The sequence below is a fragment of the Pseudoalteromonas sp. H103 genome, assembly GCF_001469205.1.
GTDB lineage: Bacteria > Pseudomonadota > Gammaproteobacteria > Enterobacterales > Alteromonadaceae > Pseudoalteromonas > Pseudoalteromonas carrageenovora.
The window spans coordinates 70,047-86,491 of sequence record NZ_LOFG01000012.1; the positions used below are offsets into that span (position 1 = coordinate 70,047).

A 16,445-nucleotide genomic window follows, 5' to 3' on the forward strand; every position below is an offset into this window, starting at 1 on the left:
CATAATGAGCAACACATTAACTTAATGACAATCTAGCGCGTAAATTTAACTGTGAATAAGCATCAGCTTAATTAAAATTTGTACGCGTTAAGACAATATTTTGGTTACAATAGTGCCTACGAATACAAAATTAATTTTAAATGAGTTTTTAATGCAATTCCCTGATGATGATAACGGCCTACTTTTAGCCGAAATAGCCGCTGCTGGCGTTGATTTAAGCAAAATGCACCAAATCGATTTTTTCATTTTATTTGAGCAGCAAGCAGATGCAGAAAAGTTTGCCAAAGAAATAATCTCTGATGCATTAGTTCAAAACGCTGATGTTGAAAAATGCAAAGATACTGGCGTATGGGAAGTAATTACTCATGTCCAAATGGTGCCAGAGCACACATTGCTAGGACAAGCTGAGCAATACCTAGAAAGCATTGCTAACAGCTATAACGGTTACGGTGATGGTTGGGGATTAATGGACGAAGACGCCGCCTAATGTTTTATAATCAGTTAAGTTTAACGACTTAACTGATTTGCCTTTCTAAAGCTTCCCTTGTAGTCAAACAGTTTATCAGCCACTTTCCACCCATACTTTTTACTTTTGCGTGCAATAACAAAATCGGGTGGCACTAAATCATACTGCGCTTTGATTACCTGCTCTGCATTTTTAAAATTTATAGGTGTTTGTCCTTGCCCTACTCGCTTACCAAATTGCTTATTAAATACAAACTGCCCACCTTTACTGGCAAGGTTATAAACTTCATCGCAGCTTGCGCCATCTTCATCAAAGTACGTTAACTTAATTAAATCGTCTTTAAGTTGAACCACTGATAACCCACTACAGCGCAGTACTAACGCGTCTTTTAAATTAAGAGCGTTACGTAGCTTGTCGTCAGGGTCGGCCATAACGGCACCACAATCATGGCATTTTCGTGCTGCAATATCGTTTTGAGCGCCGCATTGCTCACACTCTTTAAACCTAAATCGATAATCGCATTGCTGCTTGTTACCTTCATCATCTTCTAGAAGGCCTTGGCAGCGCCTGCCAAAATGCTCAACTACTTTGCCATCAGCATCGGTTTTTCCCCAAAAAATATTAGCAAAGCCACAGCCTGGGCAAAGCACTTGTACAGGCTCGTTATCACTATCACCTTTTTTATCGCCCACTTCAGGATGAAATAAATTAAAACCATTTCCGGCATAATCTATTACTAAGCAATCCGTTTTTGATTCAGATAACCTGAGTCCTCGCCCCACAATTTGCTGATATAAACTAACTGATTCTGTAGGCCTTAAAATAGCAATAAAATCGACATGAGGTGCATCAAACCCAGTCGTTAACACCGATATATTAACCAAGTATTTGAGCTGCTTTGCTTTGAACTGTTTTATAATTTTATCGCGTTCAGTATTAGGGGTATCGCCTGTTATTAGTGCACTTTGTGCTGCAGGTAAATAGCTTAAAATCTCTTGGGCGTGCATTACCGTAGCCGCAAAGACCATAACACCTTCACGCTCTTCACTATATTTTATTACTTGCTTCAATATAGCTTGCGTAGCACGTTCACTATTTTTTAAAAGCGCATTCATATCGTCAGTCGTATATTGCCCAAATGCATTAGACTCTAAAGACGAAAAATCATAATGACTAATTGCTGCGTCAACTTCATTTGGCGGCGTTAAGTAATTATGTTTAATCATATACCTCAGCGGTAACTCAAATATACAACTTTTAAATGGGCTTTCTTTCGTGCCTTTAACAAAACCATGGTAATGATGGTGATATATCCACCCCATTCCTAATCTATAAGGTGTAGCCGTTAAACCCAATACTTTTAAATGAGGGTTATACTCTTTTAGAGCGTTTATAACTTTACCGTATTGGCTTTTTTTATCACCATTGACTCGGTGGCATTCATCTATAATAAGTAAAGAATAATGCTCATTTAGTTTATTTAAATTACGCGATAAAGACTGCACACTAGCAAAGGTTACTTGATGGTTTAATGATTTTTCTTTTAAACCTGCTGAAAATATACTAGCCTCTAAACCAAAACTTTTATATTTTTGTGAGTTCTGCTCTACAAGTTCTTTAACGTGAGCCAGTACCAAAATCTTTTGCTTTGCAATACGAGCGAGTTCAGCTATGACGAGGCTTTTACCAGCACCAGTAGGTAATACAATTACCGCAGGATCGTTTGTTACTCTAAAGTGTAAAACAGTACGCTCTACTGCTTCTTGCTGATAAGGTCTTAATTTATAGCTCATAGGAAAACAATTGGATTTGAATGAGGATATTTTAGCAAATAATGGCTGAAATTTTTCAGCTTTATTTTTGAATTATTGGCAGGAAAATAAAAAGAGAAGCTAGGCTTCTCTTTTATATTTTTAGGCTAAGTGCTTTTGTAAATCAACACCTTCAAACGCTTTTGGACGTCGGCCACGGCCAGTCCATTCAATAACTTCACCATCAACTTCTATACGATATTTAGCTTTAACTTTAGTACGCTTATCTGCTGATGTGTCTTGTAAATCTTCTAACGTAAGTCCTTTTTCTTTTAAAAGATCCAACACTTCCTGTTTAGCTTGTAGCTGCTCAGTATATTTTGCAATTGCATCACTAATTATTTGTTGTGCTTTTTCGAGCTCTGTTAATGATGCTGTTTTAATAAAAGATCGGACTTCTTTCATTTATATCTCTCTTGCTTGTTGGTATTAACCTTTAAGTTTCAAGGCAAGTATAAACATATAAACTGCTTTTTACCACAAACTAAAAAGTGGAATACTTAATATAAAACAATGCTTTTATATTAAGTATAAGCATAATTAAAAGGCTATACTTTAATTAAGAGTAAAATATAGCCTGCCAAGTCTATAAGTGCTTATTCAAAAACTTTTCTATTTTTGTATAAAGCTCTATTTTATTTTCCTCTTTTTGGAATCCATGCCCTTCATCATCTTTCATAATCCACTCATCATCAGTAAGCACGATTCCACGATCTTCTAAAGCATCTCTTAGATCTGTAGCATGCTTTTTAACAACCCGAGGATCCTTAGCTCCTTGTACAATCATCAAAGGCGCCACTATTTTATCAACATGGTAAAGCGGTGATATTTTTTTCATTAGCGCTTCATCATCAGGATCACCTATTTGCTTTTTTAATAACTCTCTTTGAGGTTCCCAATGTTTAGGAAGTGAATCAAAAAGTAAACTTACATCGGTTATGCCCACATAATTGATACCGCACTTATATATCTCAGGTGTATAAGTAAGTCCGGCCATAGTTGCATAGCCACCGTAACTAGAACCATAAATACATACTCTTTTTGGGTCTACAACCCCTTCACTTACTAAATATTTAACAGCATCTGTTAAGTCATTTTGCATTTCGGATCCCCACTTACCGCCGTATCCTGCTTGCTGAAATCTACGGCCATAACCACCAGAGCCACGAAAGTTTACTTGTACTGTTGCATAACCTCGACTCGCAAAAAATTGTGTTTCAGGATTAAAGCCCCAAGTGTTTCGAATACCGTAAGGGCCGCCATGAGGGTTTACAATTAAAGGCAAACTTTTACCGTTGCTATCTTTGGGTATTGTAAGATAGCCTCTAATCGTTAAACCGTCACGGCTATTAAACTTAATAGGTTTCATTGGGGATAACTGACTTTTATCAAGCCAGTCCATTGGCGAAACTAATGATTTAAGCGTGTTTTTTGCCTTATCATATAAATAATAATGGCCTGGATCAGTGTCGCTTCCTACATAGACAATATTAAGCACTTCATCTTTCGACCTGCTGGTAACATTGACCACTTTATCTTTGAAAGCGCTCTCAAGAGAGGCCATCATTTGTGCTGTTTCAGTATCGAAATAAACTACCTCAGGATACTCGTCTAAGTATTTCACTCCTAACAACTTTTTACGTTTTATCGATAGCATTAAATTTGAAACATCCACCTCTGGCATGCCAAAAATTAATTCACCCAATTCATTTTTCTCTGGATGAAAGTAGTATAAAGCAGACGTATCTCTACCTATATTTGAAGAGACAAAAAGTGTTTTATTATCAAAATCAAATGCTAATGGAGTAATATTTTCATCTTCAATATTATACTCTCGTAAAACTCGGAACTTTTCTTCATCTTTATTTTTATAATAAAATTTACCTCTTAGTCCATCAATTGAGAGCGCCCCTCTGACATCGCCGTCGTGATCTAAGAGCCAACCTTGATAACCACCGGGGTTCTTAGCAATGATATCCATTTTGTAATTTCTTTCATGCTTACGATCCCATTTACTATTTAATGGCAATTTATATAAATCTGGCGCTTTAATATTCCTGCCATTGTATTGGATAATAATGTGATCTGGGTCGTTAGGTAACATATGTACTATGCTTGCAGAGCGAATACCTGATGAGCCGACTTTGGAACCAACTAGTTCAATTACTTTGGCCCTTTTAGTATTTACATTTATTTTGTACAGGCTAAAAGCTTCATTGCCATTACTATCAAGGTCAAAAACGATTTCATTATCATTAGCCCAAGAAAAGTTATTTATATCTTGATCATCAAATTTTGTAACTGGCTTTGCATTTTTTAAGCCCTCCGTTTCAAGGATTACAATATTTTTTCTATCGTTAATTGGCGAAAGTACCGCTAAATACTTTCCATTAGGTGAAAGTTGTAGATTAGAGAACTTAGGATTTTTAAAAAAATCTTCAATTGTAGGTTGGGGTTTTTGGGCATTAATTTCAAAAGAAATAACACACAAATAAGAGATTATTATTAACTTAAATAATGTTGACATAATATTTCCTTATTAGTCATTTAACTCACTGCTGCAAGCTACGTAGTAAAACTTACTTTTTGATATAGTTCCAATTCAATAACATTTATTTATAGCTTTAATTTATGTCTAATTTAGGGAGTGAAAAACTCTAGTTTTATGGCGGTATAGATATAGTAAGTAGTAATATTCAGCAGTCATAACCGACAAAATTAAATAATAGACTGCGTTTTTCTCGACACAGCTTGAACATAAATAGCTAACTAGTTAAGAGAGTTGGTATAAAAAAGCCCCGCTAACCAGCAGGGCTTATTTTAATAACTAAGTTATATAATGTTTAGAACGATTGTTCTAAGCGTAAGTACAATGAACGCCCTGTTTGATCATATAGCGACCATGTAGAGTCACGGTAATCTCGGAACCCATCGTAAATACTTGGAGCTGTTTTATCGAACAAGTTATTTACACCTAAAGCAATTTTAGTATTTGTAGGTGCAACATAGCTTACTTGAACATTATGTTTGAAGTAGCTAGGAATATCAGCATAGTAATCTACGCCATACTCTTCGTTACCAGAATCCTGTGCACCAACATAGAACATAGTCCATGTAGCCGAGAAATCTTCATAAGCGTAATTAACAGCTAAGTCTGATTTCCACTCAGGGTAGTCTTGTAAACCTGCGTAATCAAATACTTCAGCATCTGCATCAGCTTTTTCTTCAAATGATAAAACGCGTGATACGTTTAATGTACTTGAGAAGTTACCAAACTCTGTATCAAAACGGTATCTAGCTGTGAAGTCTATACCATCAGTAGACAGTGAGCTCTTGTTGATATAACCAGTGTACATGTAATCGATTTTACCTGTAACTGCATTACGCTCGATAGTGCTTGGTGTAGCATTTAAACCACCTTGCTCTAACTCTAAACGAAGAAGCTCATCATTATCTACACTATCAATTTTATCATCGTAGTTAATTGAGTAGTAAGTTAACTCAATTGAAAGGTCTTCAACTGCATCCCAAACAAAACCTAATGTAGTAGAGTCGCCTTCTTCAGCCTGTAGCTCAGTGTTACCACCAAACCATGTTGCCACTTGCTCACCGGCATCAGCACAGTAACCATCAAGTTCTTGATTTGGGTTAGCTGTACACCATGCTGTATCACGAACAGTTGGGAAACTTAGTGCGTAAGATTGGAACATCTCACCCATGTTTGGTGCACGGAATGACTCACCCCAAGAACCACGAAGTAATAAAGTATCTGTTGGACGCCAAGTTAAACCAACTTTAGGTACAAACTTATCAAACGTAGTGCTTTTCTCACCAAGGTTAGTAGTACCACTTTGGTCATATTTTTCATATCGACCAGCAACAGTTAAATCAACATCGTGCGGGAAAGAAGCTTGTACTTCAAAGTAAGCAGCTGTACGGTCACGATCTGCATACACATCATCACCACCAGAACCACCAGAAATAAATCCGTTTGCAGACTCTGGATCACTAATTTGAGTGAAGTCGATTTGTTCAAACTCAGCACCAACAACACCCGCGACAATAAATTCACCATCGTCTAATAATGTAGTTGAAACTAAACCATCGATTTGTTTACTTTCGTAACGACCTTCGTACGTACCTGTATGATTTGCTTCTTGGTAAAGCTCAGTCATGCTTGTACTCCAGTCATCGTAACTCATGCCTGAAACATTAAATACATCGTATTCACCGCTATCAATAGCAGCTTGGAAAGCAACATCATTTACTAAGTTTTTACCAAATGAGTTAGTTTTTGATACGCTATTTTGAAAGTTAATTTCCCAATCAAGGCCATTGCCAATATCTGTAAAGCCTTCAAGGCCAACTAAAATATCAGTTGTTGTTACTTCAGTTGTTGTATCACGGTTACCGATTGGTACTGCACGAGTGAAAATACGTACTTCTTCATCAGAAGGATTGTATTGGTTATCTTCGCTCATATAGATAGGTGTAGTAGATACTGGAGTACCAGCATAACGTGCATCAGTTTCGTTGAAGCTCGCCATAGCGCGACCAATAAAACGAATGTCGTCTGATAACTCATATGTAAAATTAGTTAAAAATGAGTTTTTGTTCGTATCTGGGTAAAACTTAGTCACTTCACCGTAGCTATATGTACAACGGCCATTACCATCAGCATCGATAGTGTTTACAGTATTAGGTTCTGCATCACATAAATCTGAATTTGCATGGTAGCCAGTACTATCTAAGTAGTTAGATACTGGGCTGTAAGAGCTGTATGCACCGTATGTTTCGTCATCAAGTGCCCAAATATCTCTATCATAAATAGCATCGCTTTCAGAGTGTTCGAAAGTGAAAACAATATTACCTTTTTCAGCAGTAAAACCTGACGATACAGAGAAAGTACTGCTATCACCGCCGTCAACGCTTGGTTGGTTGAATTCATATTTAAGATTTAAACCATCAAAATCTTTTTTAGTGATGATGTTAATTACACCAGCAACCGCTGCAGAACCATATACTGCAGATGCGCCATCACGTAAAATTTCAATACGTTCAACGATAGCCATAGGGATAAGAGATGTATCAGCAGAAGCACCTGAAGAAGTACTTGTGCCAGGCATACGACGACCATCTAATAATACAAGTGTTGCGTCAGAACCTAAACCACGAAGGTTAATACTTGAAGTTGCAGAAGAACCTGCACCGTAACCAGATACACCCGTCCAAGAGCCAAATGAGTTTGAAGATAAGTTATTTAATACATCACCTACAGATGGTTCACCTGAAAGGTTGATGTCGGCCGCAGTAATTACAGTAACTGGAGAACTGTTCTCTAAATCAACTTGCTTAATACGTGAACCTGTTACTTGAATGCGCTCTACTTTCTCTGCGCCTTCTTCTGCTGCAATTGTATTTGCTGAAAATGCAACTGTAGATGCTGCGCCAAATGCAATCGCTAAGCGAACAGCCTTTGAAACTTTGTTATTTAACATACGATTCTCCCTGGAATACTCGAATAATTTTATTTTTATATGTATGCAGCGAATACTTTTAATTAACTGCTTGGCGCATATTAATATCATTTCAAGCACAAGGTCAACAAAACAATAACCAAAAAAACCGTTTGTTTACAATTACTTACATAAACATATAATTAACACATCCCTATTTAATCACTATTGCATAAAGAGCAACAAACTCAATTTAAGGACAATCTTAGCCAAGAAAAAAAGTCCGCGATCAACAAACGAAAAATCGCGACTAAAATAAAACTTGTGAATATATTATTTAAATTTGTTTATTTTAGGTGTGCAATTTGTTTACTGAATGTTTTTTGTTTAAGATTGTATTTTAAAAAACCTAAGGAGAGTAGTTATGTACAAGTGGATTTTGCTTACATGCTTGGTTTTAAGTAACTTAGCAACTGCTAAAGATGAGAGCTTAGCGAAAGAGTTCTCTGACTTTAGTATTAATAATGACATCACTATTTCATATGATGATTTAGACCAACTTTTAAAGTTAACAGTTGTAGATACTGGCCGTTCGGATAGAAAAAAAGCGTCTAAATCACAAGCGTTAATTGGCACAAAAATGCGTTCGTCAAAAAAGAAAAATACAAAGAACGAAGCTAATCGGTTTTTCTTTGAAGAAGTTAGTAAGTCTGAAATAAGTGAAGGATTTAATAAAATACGTGTAAGCCTTGAAAGCTTACCCAATGAGATAGCTTTGAATAACTTATCACTAAATGAACAGCTAGCTTATTGGTTAAACCTCTACAACACCGCAGTAGTTGAACAACTACTCAAACACTACCCTGTTAGAGACACTGAAAAGTTACTCTTTGGTAAAAATAGCATTTTAGAAGAAAAGTTTTTATCCGTCTCAGGGCATGCATTGTCTCTAAATGATATTCAAAAAATAGTTTTTAAAAAATTCACTAATAAACCTATTGTTATGTATGGCTTTTACCAGGGTAATATTGGCAGTCCTAACTTAAGAGCAGAAGCTTACTATGGCAATAAGGTATTTCATCAGCTTGAAGATAATGGTGACGAATTTGTGAATTCTAATAGAGGTTTATACATTGGGAAAAAAAATAGACTTTACGTTTCTAGATATTACGAACAAACAAAACCTTTATTTAAAAATTTCGAGACTGATCTGCATTACCACCTAGAAAAATATGTAGATACAGGTATGCGATACGACGTAAAAAATGCTAAGTCGATTAGGTTTAAAATTGAAGATTGGAGCATTACAGATATATTTGGAACTGAGAGAGTTATCGGCGGCTCTTCAGCAACTAATAACGCAGCTATGCTTAATGCGGTAGTAAGTAACTCTACTTATCCAAAGGGCGCCGATGGAAGTGGCTCTGGTGTTGGAGCTGTAAACCTCAACTTTATTTCTGACTCAATCACCAATAAAACTATGGATTTTGGTCGGTTTTCTGCTGATCAAATTGAAAAATTAAAAGCATTAAAACTAAAAACTGAAAGTAATTCGGGTACAGTCAATATTAAAGACTTATCGACTGATAAAAGCGAAAATTAAAATTCAAATTTATTTTACATCCTGTTAATATAAAAATAAACAGGATGTAATTTATATGCAGAACTTTAAAGCTGCTCTTACTGCGTACAATACAAAAAACTTCCAAAAATCTCTTGATATAATTGATGAGTTTAAACTTTCAAATCTGGATGCCCATTTACTAAAAGCAGCTAGTTTAACTGCTTTGAATAAAAATGATAAAGCCATTGAAATATACCAATTCGCACTAAAAAAAAGCCCTAAAAGCACTCCATTACTAGAAAACTATACCGGACTACTTTGTAAGTTAGGCGATTTTATAAGTTGTTTAAATCTATTAAACACAACAGCAACAACCGTTTCAGCTAAGCTCACTTTAAATAAACTAGAAGCATTAATAAAATTAGGTCACTTACTTGAAGCTAAAAAATTAGTGCAATTAATAAATACACCAACTAATTTAGAGTTTAGGTTTTTATGGTTAAAAATAGAGCTGCATGAGGCATTAGGCGAGTTAGATATAATTGAAAATATTATTAATAAGCTACCTGAAGCACAACAAAATAACGTTTATATAAGCTATAAAAGAGCCTGTAATTTAAGAAATATGGGACGCTTTAATGAGGCTTTAGATCTACTATTAAATATAGAAATAAAGAAAAGTACCACACCAGAAGTATTATATTTAATAGGCTGTATTTATAAAGATTTAAATAATAACCAGCAGTGTGAACGCTACTTAAATCAATGCTTAACAATTGCTCCTTATTATGTCCCTGCACATGAAAGCCTTAATAAACTTTACTACTCAACGAAAAACAACAAATTGTTTTTAAGTAGCTATAAATTAGTAAAGCAGAAGTACGAACCTCACCCTGTAATTGAACATTCTTTTATATCACAGCTTATTAAATCTGATAGCTATGAGTCTGCCTTAGATGTTTCAACCAATGCATTAAAACTATTCCCCAATGATCAAGCAATACTTCATGCGCATAGCGTTGTCTTAGGAAAGCTAAATGACCATGAGAAAGCTTTTAACTTATTGAATCAGCTTGTTAAAAAAGCACCACATGAAAGTAGATACCGTATAGATTTAGCAAATTATCTCATAATGAATGGAGACTACATAAATGCAATTGTACAATTAGAAAGTGCTTTAAAATACGATTACTTTAATCAAGAAGTTTGGGCTTACTTAAGCACCGCGTGGCGCTTATCAGCTAACGATAAATATCATTGGCTGACGAATTACGATCAATACGTAAAAGTTTTTGAGCTTAAAAAACCAAAAGGTTATAGCACTAGCGGACAATTTTTTGAAAACTTCACTGATTTATTACTCAATTTACACGCACACAGTACACAATTGCTTGATCAAAGTGTAAGAAGTGGTAGCCAAACAGAGGGGCACCTCTTATTTAGAAGTAACAAGCTAATAAACGACTTTAAGCATTCTATGAATAATTGCATAACAAGCTATTTAGCTAATCTGCCAAAAGACCAAAGCCACCCTCTATGTTCGAGAAATAATAATGCATTTAAAGTTAATGGAAGTTGGTCAGTCAAGCTAGGTAACAAAGGGTTTCATGCAAACCATATACACCCTGCTGGCTGGTTATCTGCACCAAGTTATATTTCTTTGCCCAATGAATTAAATGAAAATGACACTAATAAAAGTGGCTGGTTAAAACTAGGGGAAACGTGTTTAAACCTCAAAGAAAGAGAAGAGATAGCGCGAAGTATTTGTCCCAAGACAGGTCAAATGATTATATTTCCTAGCTATATATGGCACGGTACATATCCTTTAAAAAGTACACAACCACGTTTAACCGTTCCATGCGATGTTATGCCTATACTTTAGATTAAAACCCAGTATTAGCCGATGGCTTTATACTTCAAGAAGAGTTTTCTGACTTTAGCTTAAATAGGGGTATGAAGGTTTATTATACTGATTTGACCAGCTCCTCGACTTAACAATTGTAGATGGATGTAGGACAGAACGGCTTTAAGTCAATGAAGTCTATAGGTACAAGAATAAAATCAACTAGAAATAAGCGTACAGCATTAGAAACCATTCGCTTTTATTTTGAAGAGGTTATTGAAACAGGTCTTAAAAGTGGATTTAAAAAATTCGTTTAAGTCTAGAAAATGTGCCAGTTCAAGCCCCTCTGAACGATCTCAGCCTAGATGAACAGCTCCCCTATTGGTTAAACTTATATAATATTGCCATGATTGAAAAACTATTGAGTGGACTTCCCATAGTGCCGTGCAATGTGCTGGTGCTGTTAATGGGAGCTATTTAGCAAGTTCTTTTTCATAGAACATAGAGTCTCAAACGCGATTTTGTTCGACTGTTCTAAGCAAGCTTTATAAGCTCAAAGTTAATAGAGAAAAAGCAGAGCCTCTGTGGAGATAAAAGATTTGCTAACGCAGAATTAAAGTATATCAGCTCTCTACTGAGAGCTGTAAATATAACTATTAAAGCGACAAGTTATAAAACGCTTCAAACTCTTTTTCAGATATATTTTGCTTAACGTACTCACTAAAGTTTTTATATCTACCAGATGAAGAAGTATAGAGAGGCTTTCTAACTTGCCAAACACTCGCAGTACTTACAATATTTTTTTTCTCATGGAATGTGCTATTTTCATCTTTATATTCAATACCTAAAAAATCAAACAACGGAATAAGAACTTTCTCAGGCTTTGAAACTAATTCATCATAGTTGACCGTAAAAATATCATTGGTATATTTTTTTAACCAATGGCTTTTAACTTTTTGCTGCGCTGTATAGTAATGGAGTGTATCGCTAAGGTTAGTAGCATAATTTAAGCTAGGCCCTAAATGTTGAAAATATGCCGATAAACTATTATCTCGAATATCACGCTCTGTCCATATAATCTTAGCGTTCGGATAAATATTTTTGATTTGGTCAATGTAGAGATAGTTCTCAGGCCTTTTATCTGTGACGAATGCCCTATTATTAGCCCTAAGAGTTAACTCACGGTTGTAGCCCTCTTTAAACTCTCTTGTATTCGCTGTATTTGCAAGCTCAATTGGATTAGCAATTAAATTAAATAAAATTTTGTGAATATAGTCAATTTCGCCACCAGCACTAATATAATCAGATGCAGCAAGTATTTGCTCAATTAAAGTAGAGCCAGAGCGGAACATGCCACAAATTATGATTGGTGTTAACTCACTATTTCCATTGCTAGTAACTAACTCTTCCCCGCGTTCTAAAGTTGATTCTGTTAGTTTTTTAATATCACATTTATTGTATTTTGGTATGTACGAGCGATTAACCTCATTTGCTCTAAAATAATATTCCCAAGCTTTTTTAAAATCAGCAATATCATTAAATACTTTTCCAAGGGCATAATATAAATCAGCAACTATTAAATTGTCCTTTTCTTGCTTTATAATTTTTAGACTCATTTTTTCATACTCCAGCGCTGAAGCAGGATCAAATGTATTTATGTCAGCAAGTCTCGCGTGCGCTAAGCCATGCCCTGGCTCTATAAATAGCACTTGCTGGAATAACTCTAAGCTTTTGCTTTTATTGCCCAACTGCTCATAAATATTAGCTAAATTAAAGTAAGCATTTACATTATCACTTTGAATTTTTATAGCTTCTTCTAGGCATAATATTGCGTTTTTATGGTCGTTTAGCAATTCAGAATAAACTAATGCTATCTCTAATTTTAACAAATAAAGATCTTGGAATTGATTTTCTTGAGCCTTTTTCAGATGCTGTTTAGCTAAATATCCATCACCAAATTTGCGCGCTAAGCTGCCAAGTAAGAAATGAGCACCTGCGTGGTCAGAATTGATATTTATAAATTCTTTTAATTTACTGATTGCCATATCAGAATCATCGGTCGACAAATATAGTTGAACCAATGTATTTGTATAGTCAAATTTGCTCGGAGCTATAGACACTAGCTTGTCGCTAAATAGCTTTGCCTCTTCAATGTCTTTTTCACTCATTGCAACCTTGAATAATAGAATTAGAGCCTGCTCTGCAGTATTTTTATCAGCAGCTAATATATTAAGTGTTGCTTTTCCTTTATTGATTTGACCACTGTTTAGCTCCTTTAAAGCTTGCGATAAGCTAACTTGCGTCATTCTTAAATTTCTCCATAAAAAAAGCGAGCCTAAGCTCGCTTTATTTATACCACAAATGATTAGAATTTGAATGATATAGTTGTATGGAAGTAACGACCTAACGTGTCGTAGTAACCAGCAATAGCGTTAGCATTTGTTGATAAGCTTCCGCCTAAAAGAGGTGGCTCTTTATCTAAAACATTATTAACACCTACTAACAATGAAGTGTATTCATTAATAGTGAAGCTACCTTTAAGATCTAGGTAACTTTGTGAGCTAATACCACCTTGAGCTAGAGTATCGTCACCGCTGTAATCACTTACTTCACCGAAGTAGCGCCATTTAGCAGTTGCACGCCAGAAAGTATCCATGTCGTAGCTAAGAGTTAAAACATGACGCCATTCAGGTTGAGCAAAACAGCTATTATCAAGTGTACCTACACAGTCATAAGCTTCACTTACACCAGGAATGTTATCGTACTCTTTACTAAGCATGTAAGTACCGATTAGGTTAGCTTTTAACATACCACCAGCAATTTCAACATCGTAGTTTGCACTTAAATCCACACCTTCCCAGTGCAATTTACCAAGGTTAACGTTAGTAGCTACTACTTGGCCATCACCAATCCATAAGCTACCGCTGCCAGATGTTCTTTGTACGTTATCACAGAAAACAGCATCACCAGTAAGTGCACAGTTAGTTACAATCTCTTCAGGATTGATATTACCAATCGCATCTTCAAGTTCAATATCCCAGTAATCAACTGAGAAGTTAAACCCTTCAAATGGGTTCGCAACAATACCAAACGTTATTGTATCTGCAATTTCAGGGTCTAAGTCAGGGTTACCACCGAAGAAACCATTGTACTGAGATGCTGGGCTCGCAGAAACATTACCGTACTGAGATGCAGAAACACCTGTATTAGCACACTGCGCAGCAGATAATGAAGGAGAATCAGTAGCACAAGGATCTGTACCGCCCCATAAGCCAGTACTCTGGTTAGCAAATAATTCACCATTATTTGCAGCACGTACCGCACGGTTATAGCTTGTACGAACTTTCCAATCATCCGTTACATTCCAATCAAGTGCTAACTTGTAAGTAGGTTCAGCACCAGAAGTACTGTAATCAGACCAACGGTAGCCTAAATCAACAGCAATGCTTTTAGCAAAAGGTGCATCTTCAAGAATAGGTAAACTAACTTCTGTGTAGAACTCAGTTAGGTCGTATTCACCATTTAAGCTTTTAGTAGTACCACCTTGGCCTAGTAATAAACCTTGTGCGTATACTTCATCAGCTGTACGGCTAAATGTTTCTTCACGGTACTCTGTACCAAATACTGCTGCAATTGGGTAATCTGAACTTGGTAAACCAAAATCAAATTCACCTGTTACATAACCACCAACAATAAATTGCTCTGTTACACCGTTAAGAATAGCCGTACCTGTTAATGAGCCAGCCGCTTCTGATGTAATACCTTCAAACTCAAATACTTCATAAGGAATACAGCCATCGCTAGTTGCACAATCTTCACCATTTGCAGATAGAGCTGTTGCTATACGTGGACCAAAGAAGTCATTTATATAAGCCGAAGAAGATGATGTAGAACCATACTGAACAAATGCATCGTATGACCACATGTCATTGATTTCGCCTTCAGTACCAAGTACTAAGCGGAAAGAGTTATGTTCAAGTTGGTCGGCACGCGGGCCACCTTCTACATTACGTTTACCGATGTAAGTAGCAAATTGATCACCCGATGTTAAACCAAAGCGGTCAGTTAAGTCTTGACGTTGTTGGTCACTTAAAAGTGGGCTGTCGTAGTCAATATTATAGTTTTCGTTGAAGAACGTACCTGATTCAGCGATTTGTGCTGTAGTACGGTCACGCATGAACATAGCTTCCACGTATGGGTGGAAATTATCATTTATTTCATAATCAGCAAATAAACCAAATGTATGACGTTCATCAGGGCGCATAAAGTGGTTTATAGGAGCGTAGTTGTATAGATTGCCAACTGAATTTTCAAAACCGCCTGTACCATCAAGTGTCCAGTAGTCGTAATCAGACCAATCAAAAGCACCATCATCAGTTGGTGAAGATACGTAGAAGTTTGGAACAACAGCATTACCTGAACCACCACATGAAGTACCCGCAGCATTTAAAGCACATGAAGAGTAATCACGAGCGCCTTGGCGAAGTTCATTTTGCTTGTTGTAAGTAATATAACCAACGGCGTGACCTTTACCACCGTCAAAAGAACCACCTAATGTAGCACTAAAGTCAAAAGATGATCCATCTAGGCCTGAGCTACCTGTAGGGTAATCAAAGTCTTTGTCATCCATAAGGCCTTGGATATAGTCATTGTCATTGTCATGTTGATATGCAGTTGCACCTACATCAACAGCAAAGCCTTCAAATTTATCGTTCATTACAAAGTTAACAACACCTGCAACAGCATCTGCACCGTATGTAGATGAACCACCACCGGTTAATACCTCAACACGTTGAATTAATGAAGCTGGAATTTGGTTAACATCAGCAGATTGAGTGTAAATACCACCCGCTTGTGCACGACGGCCATTAATTAGAACTAGAGTACGCTGCGAACCCATACCACGTAAATCTAAGGTTGCAGTACCCGTAGCGCCGTTAGATTGGAAAGCAGTAGATGAAGCTTCAAGTTGAGGTAAGCTGTTTAACATGTCTTCTACACGTGTAAAACCTGAAACCGCGATTTCTTCTGCTGTTGTAATTTGTACTGGGCTAGCCGTTTCCATATCTGTGCGTTTGATACGTGAACCGGTAACTTCAATGCGTTCTACTTTTTCAGCTGACTCTTCTTCTGCAGCGAAAGTACTTGCAGAAAAAGCAGCTGTAGAGGCTGCGCCAAAAGCAAGGGCTAAACGCACCGCTTTTGAAACTTGATTATTTAACATTTGATTCTCCCTGGGTCACCACTTGTTAGAAGCGACTTATTATTTAATTATTTATTTTTGTTACAGCATGTTAACTGCAAC

Annotated in this window: 9 protein-coding genes; 3 read left to right on the forward strand and 6 right to left on the reverse strand. The window is 36.3% G+C overall.

Features of this window, described 5'->3' with window-relative positions; genetic code table 11:
* The first annotated feature begins 151 nt into the window (after nt 1-151).
* Nucleotides 152-487 carry a ribonuclease E inhibitor RraB gene (locus ATS74_RS07655; protein ID WP_058548719.1) on the forward strand — a complete coding sequence of 112 codons (336 nt, stop codon included), beginning with the start codon at nt 152-154 and terminating at the stop codon, nt 485-487.
* A 20-nt stretch (nt 488-507) separates the two neighbouring features.
* On the opposite strand, the gene ATS74_RS07660 is transcribed toward ATS74_RS07655, so the two are convergent.
* The 4 genes from ATS74_RS07660 to ATS74_RS07675 all read right to left on the reverse strand — a co-directional run bounded on the left by ATS74_RS07660 (nt 508) and on the right by ATS74_RS07675 (nt 7,775).
* Nucleotides 508-2,259, reverse strand: a complete 1,752-nt coding sequence (locus ATS74_RS07660) for a DEAD/DEAH box helicase (RefSeq protein WP_058548323.1) — start codon at nt 2,257-2,259, stop codon at nt 508-510.
* A gap of 120 nt (nt 2,260-2,379) precedes the next feature.
* Nucleotides 2,380-2,682: an H-NS histone family protein gene (locus ATS74_RS07665; RefSeq protein ID WP_058548324.1), complete on the reverse strand. Its 303-nt coding sequence runs from the start codon at nt 2,680-2,682 to the stop codon at nt 2,380-2,382.
* 181 nt (nt 2,683-2,863) lie between these two features.
* Complete coding sequence (locus tag ATS74_RS07670) at nt 2,864-4,804, reverse strand: alpha/beta hydrolase family protein (RefSeq protein WP_058548325.1); 1,941 nt, start codon at nt 4,802-4,804, stop codon at nt 2,864-2,866.
* Nucleotides 4,805-5,120: 316 nt separating this feature from the next.
* Nucleotides 5,121-7,775 carry a TonB-dependent receptor gene (locus tag ATS74_RS07675; protein WP_058548326.1) on the reverse strand — a complete coding sequence of 885 codons (2,655 nt, stop codon included), beginning with the start codon at nt 7,773-7,775 and terminating at the stop codon, nt 5,121-5,123.
* Between the two features lie 382 nt (nt 7,776-8,157).
* Between ATS74_RS07675 and ATS74_RS07680 the strand changes: the two genes are divergently transcribed.
* Together ATS74_RS07680 and ATS74_RS07685 are read left to right on the forward strand one after the other, a co-directional pair.
* Nucleotides 8,158-9,336: a DUF547 domain-containing protein gene (locus ATS74_RS07680; RefSeq protein WP_058548327.1), complete on the forward strand. Its 1,179-nt coding sequence runs from the start codon at nt 8,158-8,160 to the stop codon at nt 9,334-9,336.
* Nucleotides 9,337-9,391: 55 nt separating this feature from the next.
* Entirely contained in the window at nt 9,392-11,179 is a 1,788-nt protein-coding gene (locus ATS74_RS07685; protein ID WP_058548328.1) for a putative 2OG-Fe(II) oxygenase, read from the forward strand.
* Nucleotides 11,180-11,796: 617 nt separating this feature from the next.
* Here the strand turns inward: ATS74_RS07685 and ATS74_RS07690 are convergent.
* Nucleotides 11,797-13,446 carry a tetratricopeptide repeat-containing sulfotransferase family protein gene (locus tag ATS74_RS07690; protein WP_058548329.1) on the reverse strand — a complete coding sequence of 550 codons (1,650 nt, stop codon included), beginning with the start codon at nt 13,444-13,446 and terminating at the stop codon, nt 11,797-11,799.
* 59 nt (nt 13,447-13,505) lie between these two features.
* On the reverse strand, nt 13,506-16,364 hold the full coding sequence (locus ATS74_RS07695; RefSeq protein WP_058548330.1) for a TonB-dependent receptor domain-containing protein: 2,859 nt from the start codon (nt 16,362-16,364) through the stop codon (nt 13,506-13,508).
* Nucleotides 16,365-16,445 lie beyond the last annotated feature (81 nt).

Bases quoted from the DNA above. Each gene is read 5' to 3' on its own strand.
- ATS74_RS07675 (WP_058548326.1), bottom strand. From the start codon at position 7,775: ATGTTAAATAACAAAGTTTCAAAGGCTGTTCGCTTAGCGATTGCATTT.
- ATS74_RS07680 (WP_058548327.1), top strand. From the start codon at position 8,158: ATGTACAAGTGGATTTTGCTTACATGCTTGGTTTTAAGTAACTTAGCA.
- ATS74_RS07660 (WP_058548323.1), bottom strand. From the start codon at position 2,259: ATGAGCTATAAATTAAGACCTTATCAGCAAGAAGCAGTAGAGCGTACT.
- ATS74_RS07685 (WP_058548328.1), top strand. From the start codon at position 9,392: ATGCAGAACTTTAAAGCTGCTCTTACTGCGTACAATACAAAAAACTTC.
- ATS74_RS07670 (WP_058548325.1), bottom strand. From the start codon at position 4,804: ATGTCAACATTATTTAAGTTAATAATAATCTCTTATTTGTGTGTTATT.
- ATS74_RS07695 (WP_058548330.1), bottom strand. From the start codon at position 16,364: ATGTTAAATAATCAAGTTTCAAAAGCGGTGCGTTTAGCCCTTGCTTTT.
- ATS74_RS07690 (WP_058548329.1), bottom strand. From the start codon at position 13,446: ATGACGCAAGTTAGCTTATCGCAAGCTTTAAAGGAGCTAAACAGTGGT.
- ATS74_RS07655 (WP_058548719.1), top strand. From the start codon at position 152: ATGCAATTCCCTGATGATGATAACGGCCTACTTTTAGCCGAAATAGCC.
- ATS74_RS07665 (WP_058548324.1), bottom strand. From the start codon at position 2,682: ATGAAAGAAGTCCGATCTTTTATTAAAACAGCATCATTAACAGAGCTC.